Below are 17,587 nucleotides of genomic sequence, written 5' to 3' on the forward strand. Positions count from 1 at the left end.
AAAGATGCGCAAAACAGCAGAACGGATAATACAAGAATTATTTATTAGGAGAGTTTTCAGAAAATTTAAAGATAGCCTTCCAACTAAATCTGATTTTGAAAATCCGAAATTTGATTATCACGCTTTAGCTGATGCGATAGTTTGGGAAGACGAAGAAATTGAAAAGTGCAATCCTAAATTGGAAAACGCTTTAAGGTATGCACTTAATTATCGGACAAATTTAATTGCGAATACAGACTTTGAAACTAATAACGCTAATTCAGGTAAAATTGAAAAACGGACTTTTAAATTAGCAAAAAAATACTTTCCGAATTGGATTAGATTTAATGAAAGTAGATGTTCTTACAACTCTGAATTATCTGACCGAATTAAAAGAATTAGAAAAGTTTCTGAATGGAAAATTGATAAGATGTTGAATTATGAAAAAACCGAATTTGAAAATTAAAAACGAGAAATTTTAAAAATGGAAAATATAATAATTGTCGTTTTAGTAATCCTTCTTGGAGCTTTCATTTATTGGGCATATTTACCTGACTATAAACGAAACCCAAAAGAATTTTGGAGAACTATTATCGGAATGCCGATTGGAATGTTATTTGGCGGAATTGGATTTCGAGGTTTAAATGAAAAAATAAGGAAATGGGCAGTTGGAGAAAAAGAAAAAAGTAAAAAACGTTAGGAAACAAAGTACTGTGTTAAAAAACAAGTAAAAACTCATTAATTTTTCAATAAAACACTTTTATAATTATTATCATAAGTTAGTCCTGATTTTGCTATTGTAAAAGTAATAATTACAAAGAAAATTAGCTTTTAAAGCTAGTTTACTAATAAACTTGAAAAAACAACTACAAAAAATTAGCCTTATACCATTCTACTTGGGCTGCAACACCTTCTAATAAAGTTGTTTTTGGATTATAATGTAACAGTTTTCTAGCTTTATCAATATTAGCTTTTGTACGCAATTGGTCTCCTACTCTAGACTTGACATGATCTATTTTTATAGTTTGACCAATAACTTGTTGTACTGCTTCAATACCATCTTGAGTAGTATGTTCTACCTCTGTACCAAGATTAATAATTTCTCCATCAACAACATCTTCATTATCTATAACGCTTACAATTCCGTCTACTATATCACCAACATAAGTAAAACTACGTAAATGCGTTGCACTACCATTATATAACGGAAAAGCCTCTCCATTATATGCGCAAGTAATTAATTTTGTATACATTTTTTCTGGACGCTCTCTTGGTCCTATTACAGAATATAAGCGTAAGGAACAGCTTTTAAATTGGTGTTCTCTACTTTTTTGTAAAACAAGTTGCTCTGCTGTTAATTTTGTAACGCCATAATGTGATGCTGGTTTTGGTGCTGCATCTTCAGTAAAGGTTGCTTGTAAACCATAAATTGAAGACGTCCCTATATTAACAAATAATTGCAATGCATTGCACTGTAATGCATAATCTATTAAATTTTTAGTCCCAATAATGTTATTACTAAAATAATCTTCAAATGTAGAGCTTGCAGAAATACCAGGCTGTGCAGCAAAATGAAAAATATAGTTGATGTCTTTTGGTAAAGCTTTGGCTAAACTATCATCTCTTAAATCGGCTTTTATAATGGTTATTCCCTTATTTAAAAGTGCTTTTTCGTTTAAGGTTTTCAGCTTTAAGCTGTAATAATCATTAAAATTATCTAAACCAACAACCTGATGACCTAAATCGTGTAAACGCTCACAGGTGTGAGAGCCTATAAAACCTGCTGCTCCAGTGACTAATATTTTCATAAATGTTTTTAAGTATTACAAAGAAACAGATTTTTTTTCGATAGTAATTTCAATTCTTTAAAAAACAATACATTTGCAGTACTAAAATAGGTTTATGAATTACCAATTTACCATTGTTGTTCCTGTTTATAACGAGGAAGATAATTTATTAAGAGTTGAAAAGGAGCTGTTAGCTTATACAAAAATAGCAACTAAAGTTACCAAAATATTGTTTGTTAATGATGGCTCTAAAGATAAAAGCCAAGATTTAATTGAAGCTATTTGTAGCAGAAACGAGCAGTTTGACTATATTTTATTTAAAGAAAATAGAGGATTAAGTGCTGCTATTAAAGCAGGTTTTGATTACACTACCACAGAGCTTGTTGGTTATATTGATAGCGATTTACAAACTACTCCAGAAGACTTTAATTTACTTTTAGCACATATTGGTGAGTTTGATTTGGTTACAGGTGTACGCTCTAACCGTAAAGATAGTTTTGTAAAAAACATGTCGTCAAAAATTGCTAACGGAATTAGACGTGCTTTTACCAAAGATGGTATGGATGACACTGGTTGTCCTTTAAAAGTTATTAAAACAGTCTATGCTAAACGTATCCCAATGTTTAAAGGATTACATCGTTTTTTACCTGCTATGATTATGTTACAAAACGGTAAGACTAAGCAAATACCTGTACAACATTTTCCTAGAGTTGCTGGAGAAGCCAAATTTGGTTTATGGAACCGTTTACTTGGACCTTTAATGGATTGCTTTGCTTATTTATGGATGAAAAAAAAGTACATCAATTACGAAGTTGCTAAACAAAAATAATGAGCAATTGGATTATACTTAGTATAGGTTTTTTGGCTCAAACCTTATTTTCTTCTCGATTAATCATCCAATGGATTACAAGCGAGAAACAAAAACGTGTCATTACACCAACCTTATTCTGGACACTAAGTTTAATTGCGTCTTTCCTTTTGTTTATTTATGGATATTTACGTGATGATTTTGCAATTATGTTAGGTCAAAGTTTGACTTATTATATTTACATAAGAAATCTACAATTACAAAACCAATGGAAAACCTACCACGTTAGTGTACGTTACATCTTATTATTAATGCCTGTTTTTGTGACAGTCTTTTACTTTAATAATAACGAAATTGATACTGTAAAATTATTTAAAAACGAAGCCATTCCGTTTTGGTTATTGTCGTTAGGCATAGTATCTCAAATTATATTTACACTACGTTTTGTATTTCAATGGATTTATTCTGAAAAAAACAAAGAATCATCTTTACCGCTTGGCTTTTGGGCTTTAAGCTTAACAGGATCGCTTTTAATTTTGACTTACGCTATTTTTAGAGTAGATTATGTCTTATTAGTTGGACACTCATTAGGAGCTGTTATTTACATTCGTAATTTATTGATCTTAAAAAAACAAGATGCCTAAATTTTTAAAAAAATATCCGCTTGCAACTCTATGTTTGCTTATTGCAATCATGCTACTACCAAATTTAGACACTATTCAAGTTACCATTATGGAGGCTCGTAATTTTATTACAGCTAGAGAGATGATACAAGATAACAACTGGTTGTTAACTACCATGAATGGTCAAGCACGTTACGAAAAACCACCTTTACCAACTTGGTTAACTGCTATTTCGGGATTAGTTTTTGGTGTTAAAAGTATTTTTGGAATGCGTTTACCTGCTATAATCATGATTATGGTTTTAGCCATATACAGCTACAAACTGTCTAACTTAATTTTAAAAAATCAAATACACAGCTATTTAAACACTTTAATTTTAGTGACTTCATTTTACGTTATTGGAATTACAATTGAAGCACCTTGGGATATTTTTACTCATGGTTTTATGATGGTTGCTATTTACCACTTAGTTTGCTTTTTTAATTCTGACATTACTAAATGGACCTCTGTTATTTATGCTGGATTTTTTATAGGATGTTCTATTTTAAGTAAAGGTCCTGTAAGTTTTTATGCCTTGTTATTACCATTTACAATGGCTTATGGTTTTAGTTTTAAATACAATACTATTAAACCTAAAATAGTACCAATATTAGCTCTTTTAATAATAGCATTAACTATTGGAGGTTGGTGGTATTTATATGTTAGATTAGAAGATGCTGAAACTTTTAAAGCCATCACCAGTAAAGAAACTGGAAATTGGACAAGTTACAATGTTAGACCATTTTACTACTATTGGAGTTTTTTTACACAAAGTGGATTATGGACTATTCCTGCATTTATAAGTTTGCTTTATCCATATTTAAAATCGAGAGTTATAAATTTTAAAGCCTATAAATTTACATTATTATGGACCATTTTTGCAGTTATTTTATTATCCTTAATACCTGAAAAAAAATCGCGTTACTTGATGCCTGTATTAATACCACTAGCTTTAAATATTGGCTTTTATATTGATTATTTAATTCGTGAATTTAAATCGTTAACAGATAAACGCGAAACTATTCCTGTATATTTTAATTTTGGATTAATAGCTGTAATAGGTATGATTGCTCCTATCGCTCTATTTTTTATGTTTAAAACAGAATTAAGTCAGCATCCAATTAAGTTTGCTGTTTTTGTAATAGTTGCATTTACTTTAGGTCTATTTATTTTACTAAAGCTAATAAAGAAAGACATTAAAACTGTTTTTATCTTAACAACTACTTTTTTTGGTGCTTTATTTTTATTTGGATTACCGCTTTTTAAAACGTTTACAAGTTCTAATTTTAAACCAATTAATTCTTTATTAAAAACTCATCAAGAAACTCAAGTTAAATTGTATAATATAAATCATATCTCTCCAGAAGCTATTTGGCAATATGGTCAAAAAATTCCGCAGATAACAAAAAGCAAAGGTGTTTACATATTTCCTAAGGCTACTGAATTTGGAGTTTTAGCTAACAATATCAGTAAAAAGGATCAAGAAATAATCAGCAAAAACTATTCAATTGAATTAATTAAAACTTTTGATTTAAACGAAAGTGAACCAGATAGTAAACAGTATAAAGATAGACTGATTAGCAAGTATTATTATTTCAGAAAAAAATAAATTATTTTAATTGAAACCTTGACTGTAAATATTTGTCAAGTTTATAGAATAAATATCCAGAGAACGCACCAAATATCATTCCGCTTACAACATCTAAAGGATAATGTACTCCAATGTAAATTCGGCTATATGCCATAGCTAGAGCCCAAACAATTAAAAAGTATATCAAATATTTATACTTATAACGTAACATTAATCCAGAAAATATAGCGACTGCCATACTGTTACTTGCATGTCCAGAAAAGTAACCATATTGTCCACCACACCAAGATTTAAGTAATCTCATGGCTTGCACTAGCTCGTCTTCATGACAAGGTCGTAATCGTTTAACTAATACTTTTTTAAATAAATTAGTAACTTGATCTGTAAACAAAATCATTAAAGCAATAACCACTAATGTTAATACAAACATTTTTGTATTCAACTTTTTATACATTAAAAACAACAGGATAGCGTAAAACGGAACCCAATGTACTTTGTCAGTATAAAAAACCCAGAAAGCATCCCAAGAGGTGCTTCCTAAATTGTTTAAAAACAAAAATAATTCTTTGTCGTATTGTACTAATTGGTCTAACATATAATAATTTTGAGGGTAATTAAACCCAGTTTTTACTCTTCGTAACGTGCAACTTCACGATCATAAAAAGCAGTAGCTTCTTTAATTAAGTTTTCGGTTTCCATTTCTAATTCTCTTTGATCATGTTGGTCAAAATCTTCAAACCACTCTACCTCATCATCTTCAAGATTAATTATAAATCTAGGAAATTCGGTATGTATTACAAAGATTGCATTTGGATGATCTGTATTATCACCTAATATATATTTTGGTAATTCCATGTTTTATTAACTTTTAGCTGTTAGTTATTAGCTGAGTTCAAAATTAACCTTTTAGTTAGATAATTAAAACGTATAAACAATAAAATAGCAGCAGTTGTTAGTCCTGCTAGTAAACCTAGCCAAATACCAAAACTACCATAAGCATCTGCTTTTCCAAAATACCAACTAACAGGAAATCCAATTAGCCAATAGGAAATAAAAGTGATTAAAGTCGGTATTTTAACATCTTGTAAACCTCTTAAAGCTCCAAGAACAACAACTTGCAGGCTATCACTAATTTGAAAAATGGCTGCTGCAATTAACAGTTGTGAAGCTATGGATACAACTTCCATATTATCTTTAAAGTTAATAGCATCGTCAAAATCCACATATAATCTTGGTAAAAACTGATTGAATATTAAAAATAAGGAGGCAAAAATTACTGCAAAAATAAAACCCATCAAAAATAAAGACACTGCAATACGACGTAGTTCTAAATATTGATGCAAACCTTTTTGATTACCAACCCTAATCATTGAGGCTACACTTAATCCCATAGCAACCATAAAGGTCATTGAGCTTAAGTTTAAAGCCACTTGATTAGCTGCTTGAGGGTTTTTACCTAACAAACCACTTAACCAAATTGCTGCTGTAAAGATGGCTACTTCAAAAAACATTTGCATAGCGCTTGGTGTACCTAAACTTATAATCTTTTTCAGCATTAATTTATCTAAAACAAACAACTTAATATTGGTAACATAATCTTTAGATTTTGCTCTACCTTTTAAAAGCCACCATAAGTAAAATACCATAACACCACGAGACACTAAAGTCCCATAAGCTGCACCTACAATACCCATTTCTGGGAAACCAAATTTTCCGAAAATCAATAAATAGTTTAAACCTACATTAATTAAGTTAGCTACAATTGTGGCATACATTGGATATTTAGTCAATGACAAACCATCACTAAATTGTTTAAAACCTTGAAAAATTATTAACGGAATTAAAGAAAAGGCTACCAAATCTAAATACGGAATAGCCAACTCTACAACCTCAATTGGTTGTTTCATTAAATACATTAAAGGTTTTACAAAAAACACTAATAAGAATAGTAAACAACCTAAAACAGTGCATAAAAACAAACCATGCTTAAAAGCAGATTTTCCTTCGTCAAAATTGTTGGCGCTATCTGCCTCTGCAACTAATGGTGTTATAGCTGTACTAAAACCAATACCTATAGACATTGCTATAAACATAAAACTGTTTCCTAACGACACAGCTGCTAACTCTGCTGTACCTAATTGGCCAACCATAATATTGTCTATAAAACTCACAAAAGTATGACCTAGCATACCTAACATTACAGGAGCTGCAAGCTGCCAATTATATTTAAATTCTTTTGTGTAATTGCTTAAAACCATAAAGCAAATGTAGTTGTTTTTAAACGGAAAACATCTTAAATATTATTTTGAAAACACTAGATTTTCACCAGAATGTGATATTTTAAAATTCTCAGATTTTAATATTTTATGAATCAATTTAGTGACACCAGGCTCATAATTTTCATGAAGCTCTAAAAATCCAAATGATGTTACAGACAACCATGGTTGTACATTGTTTTCAAAGATTATTTTTTCTGTACCTTCAATATCAAGTTTTAATAAGTCAATACTTTCTAGATTGAATTGTTTTAGTATCGTATTAATCGAAAACCCTTTAAATTCACCTTCATCTTTTTTAGCTTCAACAACTCTAAAAGCCCATTTCCCTGCATTTTTATTTAAAATATTTAAGTCTGAATCTTTATACCATACACCACCTTCTAATAGCTCTACATTTGTTAAATTCTGAGTGTTTTTTCTAATCATTTTAATATTAGAATGATCTGGCTCAATAGCAATAACTTTAGCATCCTTGAATTTATTTTTAAAATAAACTATTGAATAGCCACAATTAGATCCAGCGTCTATAATAGTTTTAACCTGATTTGGGTATGTGACGTTATATTCTTCTGCAATAAAAATTTGCTTAAAAATTTTAAAATCGGAAGTCTTAGGTCTTAAATATATAGTTGAAGTATAACTTTTAAGTTTAAGTTCTAAAAACTCGGAATCACTTTGTAAATTAGATATTAGCTTAAGATATTGAAAAATACCAAGTACATCTATCCACTTGAAAAGATATTTTATCTGGTAAGCTTTAAAAAACAGTTTATTTATTAGCATTTATATAAATACTATTAAAGTTTAGCCACATTAAGTTTAGCCGCTTCAAACTCTTCTACCATATGTTTTACAATATCAGCAACTGGTTTAATGTCGTGTATTAATCCTGCAATTTGACCAATTTCTAATTCGCCATCTTCTAAATCGCCTTCAAACATTCCTTTTTTTGCTCTTGCACGACCAAGTAATCCTTTAAGTGCTTCAAGTGAAGGCGCTGTTTTGTATAAAGCTTCAATTTGATTAAAAAACTTATTTTTAACTAATCTTACAGGTGCTAATTCTTTTAAAGTTAATTGTGTATCTCCTTCTTTAGCATCTACAACTACTTGCTTAAAATTATCATGTGCACTACTTTCTGTACTTGCAACAAATCGGCTTCCAACCTGTACTGCGTCTGCTCCTAAAATCATACTCGCTAACATAGCTTTACCAGTAGCTATTCCTCCAGCTGCAATTAATGGTATTTCTAACTGCTCTTTAACCATTGGTATTAAAGTTAAAGTTGTGGTCTCATCACGACCATTATGTCCTCCAGCTTCAAAACCTTCGGCTACAATAGCATCCACACCAGCTGCTTGTGCTTTTAAAGCAAACTTAACACTACTGACAACGTGTACTACTGTAATACCTTGATCTTGTAGCCACTTAGTCCATGTTTTAGGGTTTCCTGCAGAAGTAAATACTATTTTAACACCTTCTTCAACAATAATATTCATAATCTCTTCAATGTTTGGATACAACATTGGGACATTAACACCAAAAGGCTTATCGGTTGCTTTTTTACATTTTTGAATGTGCTCTCTTAACACATCAGGATACATACTTCCTGCTCCAATTAGTCCTAATATTCCTGCATTACTAGCTGCTGAAGCTAGTTTCCATCCACTATTCCAAATCATTCCTGCTTGGATTATTGGATATTTTATATTGAAAAGTTTTGTTATAGAATTTGGCATTAGTTTTATGTTAGTTTGTTAAAATTATATCTTTTACTTTTTAATAATTTTTTTAGTAATTGAAAGGCCTTCTGCTTCAATTTTAATTAAATAGACACCTTTAGACAATACTGATGTATCTACCTTTTTATTAATTGCATTGACTTTAGTATCGATTACTTTTTTACCTAAAACATCATACATTTTTATACTAGCTTCTTCAAATTGACTAGGAATTTCGACTGTTAATTGATTGACAACAGGATTAGGATATAGTTTTAGTGTTGTGTTTTGGGTATCAAATTCATCTAAAGATAATCCTTCAGCTAAAGCTAGAGATAAATCAGGAATACCATAACCTAAGAAAAAATCTGGTGTGGAGTATTGTGATGCTGACTCGCGTACCAATTGCATAATTTCGGCATTCGTTTTATCAGGTAATGCTTGCCATAAACAGACAATTCCTCCTGCTAAAATAGGAGCACTAAACGATGTTCCGTTTAAAGTTGTTACAGCATCATTAGTATTTATAACATAACTAGCTTGACCTTGAGCTACAACATCTGGTTTTTGTGTTGGTTGAGCATTACTACCTCTTGAACTAAAAGACGCATAAGTCCCATTAGCTTGAACTGCACCAATACTAAATACACCTGAAGCATCTGCTGGTGCACCAACAATTTGCCAACTACCACTACCTGAATTTCCAGCAGAATTAACGACTAGTATCCCTTTTTCAAAAGCAATATTAGCGCCTTTTGTAATGTAAGCTGTATTACCATCCATCTGAGCTGGAGTATAACTGTAATTAGGGTTGTCAAATGTAGTATAGCCTAAAGACGAATTTATAACATCTACTCCTAAACTATCTGCACGTTCTGCAGCTTCAACCCAAAGACTTTCTTCCAAAGGTGTTTCGGTTGCTGCATCTTCTGTTCTAAATAAATAATAGGTTGCGTCTGGAGCTGTACCTACAAATTGATCTTGAATAAATCCAGCCATATCACTTAACACCCAAGTTCCGTGAGAATTACCTGAGTAAGCATAAACGTTTGAATTTCTATCTACAAAATCATAACCTCCAGCAATTCCGTTTGCATCTCTTAAACGCTGAAAACCATTCATAGTCTCAACATTAGGAAAACCAGCATCAATAACTGCTACTGTCATTCCTGTACCTGTGTAATTATTGATATTTTGGTGTAAATGATCTACTCCAATCATGGTTACTTGATTAGAGGTATTACCATAAGTAAAGTCTGTTAGACTAGCTTCAAAATCGTGTTTATTTTGGTTTTGAGCAGGACGTGCATTTAAACTTGAATCTGCAAAATCTATAGTGCTTACTATAGAATTACCATTAACCATAACAGCTGACAAAGCATTAATATTGGTTTGAGTACCTAAAACATGCACTGCATTAAACCATTTAGATTTTGAAACTACTGTAATACCTGTTTGAGATTTTATTGCTGATATGTAAGATTCATCAACAGGAACATCTCTAAAATCTACAGTTACATTATGTGCTGCTTTACGATCTAATGCTTTTTGAGTTAAAATAGAAATAGGATTAGCTAAAGCTGCTGCACTATCAGGTTTGTCTGCTAAATACACCCAAGCATGTTCTTGTGCGTAAATCCCAATTGAAAACATTGAAAATAAAAATAAGTAAATGTGTTTCATAGCAATAACGTTTTGTTACTGCAATTTAAGAAATTACACCAGAACCAACTAATTCTTCATCTAAATACCAAGCAACAAATTGACCTTCTGTAATTGCAGATTGAGGGTTTTCAAACTGAACGTAAAGTCCAGATTCTACTTTATATAAAGTGGCATTTTCAAGTGGTTGTCTGTATCTAATTCTGGCTAAAACTTGCATACTTTGATCGTTTTCTAGAGCCAAATCTTGTCTAACCCAATGTAACTCATCATTGGATACAAATAATGCTTTTTTAAATAAACCAGGATGAGATGCACCTTGACCTGTATAAATCACGTTTTCGTTTACATCTGTATCAATTACAAATAAAGGTTCAACCGTACCACCAACTGCTAATCCTTTACGCTGACCTTTTGTAAAATAATGTGCACCTTGATGTTTACCCATTATTTTACCTTCAGCCACTTGGTAACTTGGCTTTCTGGATTGATATTTCAGTTCTTCTAGCTTATTACTAAAAGTTGGTAAAGTTTCGTTGTAAAACGAATTATCTTTAGGTATTTCAACTATAACACCTTCTTTAGGCTTCAGTTGTTGTTGTAAAAATTCTGGTAATCTTACTTTACCAATAAAACATAACCCTTGTGAGTCTTTTTTATCTGCTGTTGTAAGTTCCTGCTCTTTAGCAATGGCTCTTACTTCTGGTTTTAATAATTCTCCAACCGGAAATAGTGCTTTTGCTAATTGTGCTTGAGATAATTGACATAAAAAATAAGATTGATCCTTATTACTGTCCTTTCCGGCTAGTAATTGGTGTACTTCTTGACCATCTTTAGTTATTGTAGTTTTACGACAATAATGTCCTGTTGCAACATAATCCGCACCTAGATCTAATGCTATTTTCATAAAAACATCAAACTTGATTTCTCTATTACATAACACATCAGGATTGGGTGTACGACCTTTTTCATACTCGTCAAACATATAATCTACGATACGTTCTTTATACTGTTCACTTAAATCAACAGTTTGAAAAGGAATACCTAATTTTTCTGCTACTAACATAGCATCATTACTATCGTCTAACCATGGACATTCATCTGATATAGTAACGGAATCGTCGTGCCAGTTTTTCATAAACAGTCCAATAACCTCATAACCTTGCTCCTTCAATAAGTAAGCAGCAACGCTAGAATCTACACCTCCTGACAATCCAACAATAACTCTTTTTTTCATGACTAATTTTAAATAGACTGCAAAGATAAGTTTTTATATAAAATCTATTAGCATAAACTAGAATTGGATTATCTACTAACATAACTACAAAACAAGTGGTTATAAAATTTTAACAAATCTTTAAGTTGTTTTGTTTAATCTTTTATTAGATTTGTTAAACAAAATAAAACAAAAAATATGAAAACTATCAAAAAATTATCACTGCTATTTTTAGCGACATTTGCATTTGTATCTTGTAGCGACGACGATGACGCACAACAAATGCAAGAACAACAATTAAATATTGTTGAAACTGCACAAGCAACACCAAGCTTAAGTATTTTAGTTGAAGCTGCTGTACAAGTTGGATTAGTAGATGCTTTGTCTGCATCTGGAGACAAAACAGTATTAGCACCAACAAATGATGCCTTTACAGCATTTTTAGATGCTAAAGGATTTGCATCTTTAGAAGAAGTTCCTGATGAAGTACTAACGCAAATTTTGTTAAACCATGTTATTGATGGATCTAACATCATGTCTTCTGACTTAGCAGGAAGCACTGGTTACACAACAACTTTAGCTTCTGGACCAAATAACACTAATTTAAGTTTGTTTTGGGATGGTACTTCTGGAGTAACGTTTAACGGAACGTCTGACGTAGCATTAGCAGATATAAATACGTCAAACGGAATTGTTCATGTAGTTGATGCAGTAATTGATTTACCAACAATAGCAACATTTGCAACCTCTAACCCAAACTTGACAAACCTAGTTGCAGCCTTACAATATGCTGATTCTGGAATGCCAACAGTACCTTACATTACTACAGTGTCTGATGCTGAAGCTGGACCCTTTACAGTATTTGCACCTACTGATGCTGCTTTTGGAGACTTATTAGTAGAACTTAATGCAACAGCTTTAACAGACCTTGATACAGCTACAGTTGATGCTGTTTTAACTTATCACATAGTTGCAGCTAACGTACAATCATCAATGCTTGCTTCTGGTACTGTTGCTACTTTAGGAGGTGACATTACAGCAGACGCTACAGCTTTTACTTTAACTGATGCCAATGATAGAGTTAGCAACATAATAACAAGTCTAGTAGACATACAAGCTACAAATGGTGTTGTACATGCTATTGACCAAGTTATTTTACCACCACAATAATATTTAGTGTGTTTACCATAACATTTACCCTTAATTAATGTTATTGTAAATTTAAAAGCCGACTTAATATATAAGTCGGCTTTTTTGTATAAAGTATTAAAAAAATTATCCTTTTTTATCTAAATCTTTTTCTTCTACTAACTTACCATCTTTATAACGCTTCCAAACACAACATTTAACGTCATTTTTATAATGACCTTCTTTTGCTATTTGTCCATTTTTATTATAAGTTTTATACACACCATCATACTTGTCTTCTTTAAATGTTACACTTTTAATTAGGTTACCATTTTCTGCATACCATTTAGACTCTCCATGCAACAAACCGTCTTTATATAATGCTAATTCAGCAACTTGACCACTTAAGTAATAGACCCTCTTTTGGCCTTCAAGTTTACCGTTACTATTATAATTTTCTTCAGTCATGACTTGATCAGAGTTTTTGTGGTAAATAACCCATTTACCAATATAATTACGACCACGCATTTTACCTTCACTTATCTTAGCTTTATTACTTGCTAAAAAAGTAACTTGAGCCACATCATCAGCCTTGTTAAAGACCTTGGTAGCTGTTAAAACAGCTTTTCCGTTTATGTTTTTATAAAACTTAAAAGTACCAACCTCTTTACCATGGTCAAACTGACCTTGATAACGTAAAACTTTAGTATTTTCAAAAGTCTTTTTCCAAGTTCCATGACGTTTACCATTATCATCAAACTGATTAAACTCCTGAGAAAAACTTACAGTAGTAGTAATTAAAACAATAATTAAAAGTGTTATTTTTTTCATTCTAATAAATATTATATCGCTTTCGCGGAAATCAAGCCTTTAACCTTAACGTTAATAAGTCACTTTTGTTATAACAAAAAAGCTGCCATACTAAAATATAGCAGACAGCTTTTATATGATAAATAAGAAGAAATTACTTTCTTTTATTTTTTTGTTGCATTTGTTTTTGCTTTTCAGCTTGTTCCATCATATCCTTCATACGTTTTTGAAACTTGCTTTCTTTTTTAGGTTTTGCTTTTTGAACCTGAATGTTAGCATGTATTTTTTCTTCATCTAAAATGTAATTCTTGATAACTAATAAAATACCAATACTAATTAAGTTAGAAATAAAGTAGTATAAACTTAAACCTGATGCATACTGATTAAAGAAAATAAGCATCATTATTGGAGCAAAGTAAATCATGTACTTCATCATCTTAGCCATATCTGGCATCCCTTCTTGCTGTGGCGCAGACATTTGGTTTTGTCCCGTTGTTAATTTCATGTAGAAGAAAATAGCAATAGCTGCTAAAATTGGGAATAAACTAACGTGGTCTCCATATAACGGAATGTTAAACGGAAGCTCTGCAACAACATCATAAGATGATAAATCTTCAGCCCATAAAAACTTTTTCTGTCTTAAAGCAAAAGCTGTAGGGAAAAACATAAATAAAGCATAAAACACAGGCATTTGTATTAAAGCTGGTAAACATCCTGCTAAAGGACTAGCTCCTGCTTTATTCTGAAGTGCCATAGTTTCTTGCTGAGCCTTCATTTTATTGTCTTTATATTTTTCTCTAATGGCATCTAATTCAGGTTTTAACACCTTCAATTTCATTTGAGATAAATATTGTTTGTATTGTACAAACGACATAGCAAGTTTAATAATTACAGTCATAACTATAATAGCTACACCATAAGGTAAAAATGAACTTAAACCACTAAATAAAGGGATAAATAAAAACTTGTTAATCCATCCAAAAATTCCCCATCCAAAAGGAATACTTTCTTCTAAATTGTTATCGTATTTTTTTAAAATCTGACTATCCGTTGGACCATAATATAATTTTAAATTATTATTTATGGCTGCTCCACTTAAAGCTAAAGCAGTTTTAGTCGAAAATTGCTTAGTAAACACTGAATCTACAGCTTCATCTTCAACTAAATTTTTAGACGTAATTTTTACTTCTTTAAAAGGCTTATCACTTACTAAGATTGTACTAAAAAAGTGTTGTCTGTAAGATAACCAATCTACATCTTCTTCAGTTTCATCATCATCTCCCATTTGAGATAATTTATCTACATCACCATCTGTTTTGTATGTAAGACGTGTGTATCTATTCTCGTAACTTATACTTTGATCGTGTCTGTATGTTTTTTGTGTCCAATCTAAATTAATTGGATTTGAAGTATTAATTGCAGTTTCTAAACCTTGAGATTTAATGGTAAAATCTACCATATAGTCATTTGGTTTAATTACATAATTATATTCTAAAAACTTATTTTGTGCAGTTTTTAGTTTCATGGATACTATAGTGTTTTCACCACTTTTAGTAACTGTAGGCTGAAAATATAAATCTTTAGTATTTAAAGTACGATTATCTGTTGTTTGAAACTGAATGTTAAATACAGAGTTACCATCTTTAACTAAATAGATTGGTACTTGATTAAAATCTACAAACTCTTTAAGTTTAACTTCTGATAAGTGACCACCTTTTGTATTAAATTTTAAATCTAAAACTTGATTGCTAACCGTTAACTCATCATCATTAAATGTTGATGTTGCTGCTGAAAATGCAAAATCACCAATTTTAGATTGTAAAGCTGCAACTTGAGCTGAATCTGTTGGCTTAGCAAAGTCTAAAGCTGTAGTTACTTTAGTATCATTTGTATTAGCAGTGTTAGCTTTTGCTTTTTTATCTGCTTCAATTTGTGCTTGTTTTTCGGCTTCTTGTGCTTCAATTTCTTCAGCACTTGGTTGGTTTTGCCACATCATAAACAATAAGATTCCGAATATTAAAACGAAACCTATTATTGACTTGACGTCTAGTTTTTTTTCTTCCATATTGTTTGGTCCCTCTTACTTATTATGAGGAGTTATTATTAGTCAAATATTTGACCACTTTTAATTAGGTGTCAAATTGACACTTATTTTTTCTTACTATGCTTTAAACTTGCTTTTACAAATGCTACAAATAAAGGATGTGGATTGGCAACTGTACTTTTATATTCTGGATGATATTGTACACCAACAAACCAAGGATGAGAGGGATTTTCTACAATTTCTACAAGTTTAGTATCAGGATTGTATCCTGTTGCTTTTAATCCTGCTGCTTCAATCTGAGCTTTAAAAGTACTGTTAAACTCGTATCTATGTCTGTGACGTTCTTTAATATCTTGAGATTGATAAACCTTGTAAGCAATTGTATCTTTTTCTATATGGCAATCCCAAGCACCAAGACGCATGGTTCCTCCCATGTCTGTAATGGTTTTTTGATCTTCCATGATATCTATTACTGGATTAGTAGTATCTGGATTCATTTCTGTCGAGCTAGCATCTGATAATTCCATTACGTTACGACAAAACTCAATAACTGCCATTTGCATACCTAAACAAATTCCTAAAAACGGAATATTATTTTCTCGCACATATTTAATAGCTGTAATTTTACCTTCTATACCACGTTCTCCAAAACCTGGAGCTACTAAAACCCCATCTAAATGCGATAATTTCATTTTAATATTATCTGCATTTAAGTATTCTGAATGCACAGATTCTACATTGACTTTTACTTCATTCTCTGCTCCTGCATGAATAAAGGCTTCTAAAATAGATTTGTAAGAATCTTGTAACTCTACATACTTACCAATTAAACCAATTGTAATTTCTGATTTTGGATTTTTATGTCTTTTCACAAATTTATTCCAGTTTGTTAAATCTGGAACATCACTATTTAATGCTAATTTTTTAAGTACAACTTGATCTAGTTTTTCTTCAAGCATTAAATTTGGTACATCATAAATTGTTGATGCATCAATAGATTGTATAATTGCCTCTTCACGCACATTACAAAATAATGCTAATTTACGTTTAAGGTCTGATGGTAATTCATGCTCTGTACGACATACTAAAATGTCTGCTTGTACACCACTTTCCATCAATGTTTTTACACTGTGTTGTGTTGGTTTTGTTTTTAACTCACCAGCTGCAGTTAAATAAGGGATTAACGTCAAGTGTATAACTAAAGCGTTATTATCTCCTAAATCCCATTTTAATTGTCTTACCGCTTCAATGTATGGTAAAGACTCTATATCCCCAACGGTTCCTCCTATTTCGGTAATTACAATATCGTAATCACCTGAGTTTCCTAAAATTTGGATTCTATTTTTTATTTCGTCTGTAATATGAGGTATTACTTGAACAGTTTTTCCTAAAAATTCACCTTTACGTTCGCGATTAATTACGCTTTGGTAAATACGACCTGTCGTTACATTATTAGCTTGACTGGTTGGCACGTTTAAAAAACGCTCGTAATGTCCTAAGTCTAAATCGGTCTCTGCTCCATCATCTGTGACGTAGCATTCACCATGTTCATACGGATTTAACGTACCTGGATCAACGTTAATGTAAGGGTCTAATTTTTGGATTGTGGTTCTGTAACCCTGAGCTTGAAGTAGCTTAGCTAAAGATGCTGCTATAATTCCTTTTCCTAAGGAAGATGTTACTCCTCCTGTTACAAATATGTACTTAGTTTCTGGTGTCATGTTGCGTTGTTAAACGCGAGCAAATTTACGATTTTTAAGTGGAACGTGTTGGTCTTTCTTGTTTTATTTTTGGAAGAATTTATAGCTGACTTATAAAATTAACTAAAGACTTAATATACTTGATCTTGTCGTTATTTAAGGCTAATGGATTATTAATGGTTTTATGTAAATAGTATTTG

Annotated in this window: 17 protein-coding genes; 6 read left to right on the forward strand and 11 right to left on the reverse strand. The window is 31.3% G+C overall.

All coding sequences use genetic code 11. The annotated features are described in order from the left end of the window. The coding region (locus tag ITB9_RS15595) for a hypothetical protein (RefSeq protein WP_187294257.1) at positions 1-445 on the forward strand (445 nt) is incomplete at its 5' end. 18 nt (positions 446-463) lie between these two features. Continuing rightward, positions 464-679, forward strand: coding sequence for a hypothetical protein (locus ITB9_RS05825; protein WP_054851517.1), 216 nt, complete (start codon positions 464-466; stop codon positions 677-679). Between the two features lie 166 nt (positions 680-845). On the opposite strand, the gene ITB9_RS05830 is transcribed toward ITB9_RS05825, so the two are convergent. Further along, positions 846-1,787: an NAD(P)-dependent oxidoreductase gene (locus tag ITB9_RS05830; protein WP_054851518.1), complete on the reverse strand. Its 942-nt coding sequence runs from the start codon at positions 1,785-1,787 to the stop codon at positions 846-848. Positions 1,788-1,881: 94 nt separating this feature from the next. Here ITB9_RS05830 and ITB9_RS05835 point away from each other — a divergent pair, with 94 nt between their 5' ends. The 3 genes from ITB9_RS05835 to ITB9_RS05845 are packed head-to-tail and all read left to right on the forward strand — an operon-like array spanning position 1,882 to position 4,845. Further along, positions 1,882-2,595, forward strand: a complete 714-nt coding sequence (locus tag ITB9_RS05835; protein WP_054851519.1) for a glycosyltransferase family 2 protein — start codon at positions 1,882-1,884, stop codon at positions 2,593-2,595. Then, positions 2,595-3,218 carry a lipid-A-disaccharide synthase N-terminal domain-containing protein gene (locus ITB9_RS05840; RefSeq protein WP_028289533.1) on the forward strand — a complete coding sequence of 208 codons (624 nt, stop codon included), beginning with the start codon at positions 2,595-2,597 and terminating at the stop codon, positions 3,216-3,218. The genes ITB9_RS05835 and ITB9_RS05840 overlap by 1 nt, the downstream gene beginning before the upstream one ends. Continuing rightward, on the forward strand, positions 3,211-4,845 hold the full coding sequence (locus tag ITB9_RS05845; RefSeq protein ID WP_054851520.1) for a glycosyltransferase family 39 protein: 1,635 nt from the start codon (positions 3,211-3,213) through the stop codon (positions 4,843-4,845). Before ITB9_RS05840 ends, ITB9_RS05845 begins: the two co-directional genes overlap by 8 nt. A 1-nt stretch (position 4,846) precedes the next feature. Here ITB9_RS05845 and ITB9_RS05850 read toward each other — a convergent pair whose 3' ends face one another. The 7 genes from ITB9_RS05850 to mnmA are packed head-to-tail and all read right to left on the reverse strand — an operon-like array spanning position 4,847 to position 11,753. Further along, entirely contained in the window at positions 4,847-5,422 is a 576-nt protein-coding gene (locus ITB9_RS05850) for a phosphatase PAP2 family protein (RefSeq protein ID WP_054851521.1), read from the reverse strand. Between the two features lie 32 nt (positions 5,423-5,454). Continuing rightward, positions 5,455-5,682: a hypothetical protein gene (locus ITB9_RS05855; protein WP_028289530.1), complete on the reverse strand. Its 228-nt coding sequence runs from the start codon at positions 5,680-5,682 to the stop codon at positions 5,455-5,457. A 20-nt stretch (positions 5,683-5,702) separates the two neighbouring features. Continuing rightward, entirely contained in the window at positions 5,703-7,085 is a 1,383-nt protein-coding gene (locus tag ITB9_RS05860) for an MATE family efflux transporter (RefSeq protein WP_054851522.1), read from the reverse strand. 42 nt (positions 7,086-7,127) lie between these two features. After that, a complete protein-coding gene (locus ITB9_RS05865; protein ID WP_054851523.1) occupies positions 7,128-7,889 on the reverse strand; it encodes an FkbM family methyltransferase in 762 nt (253 codons plus the stop codon). A 14-nt stretch (positions 7,890-7,903) separates the two neighbouring features. Then, positions 7,904-8,845, reverse strand: a complete 942-nt coding sequence (locus ITB9_RS05870; protein WP_054851524.1) for a nitronate monooxygenase family protein — start codon at positions 8,843-8,845, stop codon at positions 7,904-7,906. Positions 8,846-8,878: 33 nt separating this feature from the next. After that, positions 8,879-10,510, reverse strand: a complete 1,632-nt coding sequence (locus tag ITB9_RS05875) for a S8 family serine peptidase (RefSeq protein WP_054851525.1) — start codon at positions 10,508-10,510, stop codon at positions 8,879-8,881. 25 nt (positions 10,511-10,535) lie between these two features. After that, the gene (gene mnmA / locus ITB9_RS05880) at positions 10,536-11,753 is read right to left on the reverse strand and encodes a tRNA 2-thiouridine(34) synthase MnmA (RefSeq protein WP_261975565.1); all 1,218 of its coding nucleotides are present in this window, start codon (positions 11,751-11,753) and stop codon (positions 10,536-10,538) included. 150 nt (positions 11,754-11,903) lie between these two features. On the opposite strand from mnmA, the gene ITB9_RS05885 reads away from it, so the two are divergent. Continuing rightward, positions 11,904-12,875 carry a fasciclin domain-containing protein gene (locus tag ITB9_RS05885; protein WP_028289524.1) on the forward strand — a complete coding sequence of 324 codons (972 nt, stop codon included), beginning with the start codon at positions 11,904-11,906 and terminating at the stop codon, positions 12,873-12,875. 105 nt (positions 12,876-12,980) lie between these two features. Here the strand turns inward: ITB9_RS05885 and ITB9_RS05890 are convergent, their stop codons facing one another. The 3 genes from ITB9_RS05890 to ITB9_RS05900 form a co-directional block, all read right to left on the reverse strand. Continuing rightward, a complete protein-coding gene (locus ITB9_RS05890; RefSeq protein WP_054851527.1) occupies positions 12,981-13,664 on the reverse strand; it encodes a toxin-antitoxin system YwqK family antitoxin in 684 nt (227 codons plus the stop codon). Positions 13,665-13,797: 133 nt separating this feature from the next. Next, entirely contained in the window at positions 13,798-15,708 is a 1,911-nt protein-coding gene (yidC, locus tag ITB9_RS05895) for a membrane protein insertase YidC (protein WP_054851528.1), read from the reverse strand. A gap of 83 nt (positions 15,709-15,791) precedes the next feature. Next, on the reverse strand, positions 15,792-17,408 hold the full coding sequence (locus ITB9_RS05900; RefSeq protein WP_054851529.1) for a CTP synthase: 1,617 nt from the start codon (positions 17,406-17,408) through the stop codon (positions 15,792-15,794). Positions 17,409-17,587: the final 179 nt, after the last annotated feature.

Source organism: Olleya sp. ITB9, from assembly GCF_001315805.1.
GTDB lineage: Bacteria > Bacteroidota > Bacteroidia > Flavobacteriales > Flavobacteriaceae > Olleya > Olleya sediminilitoris.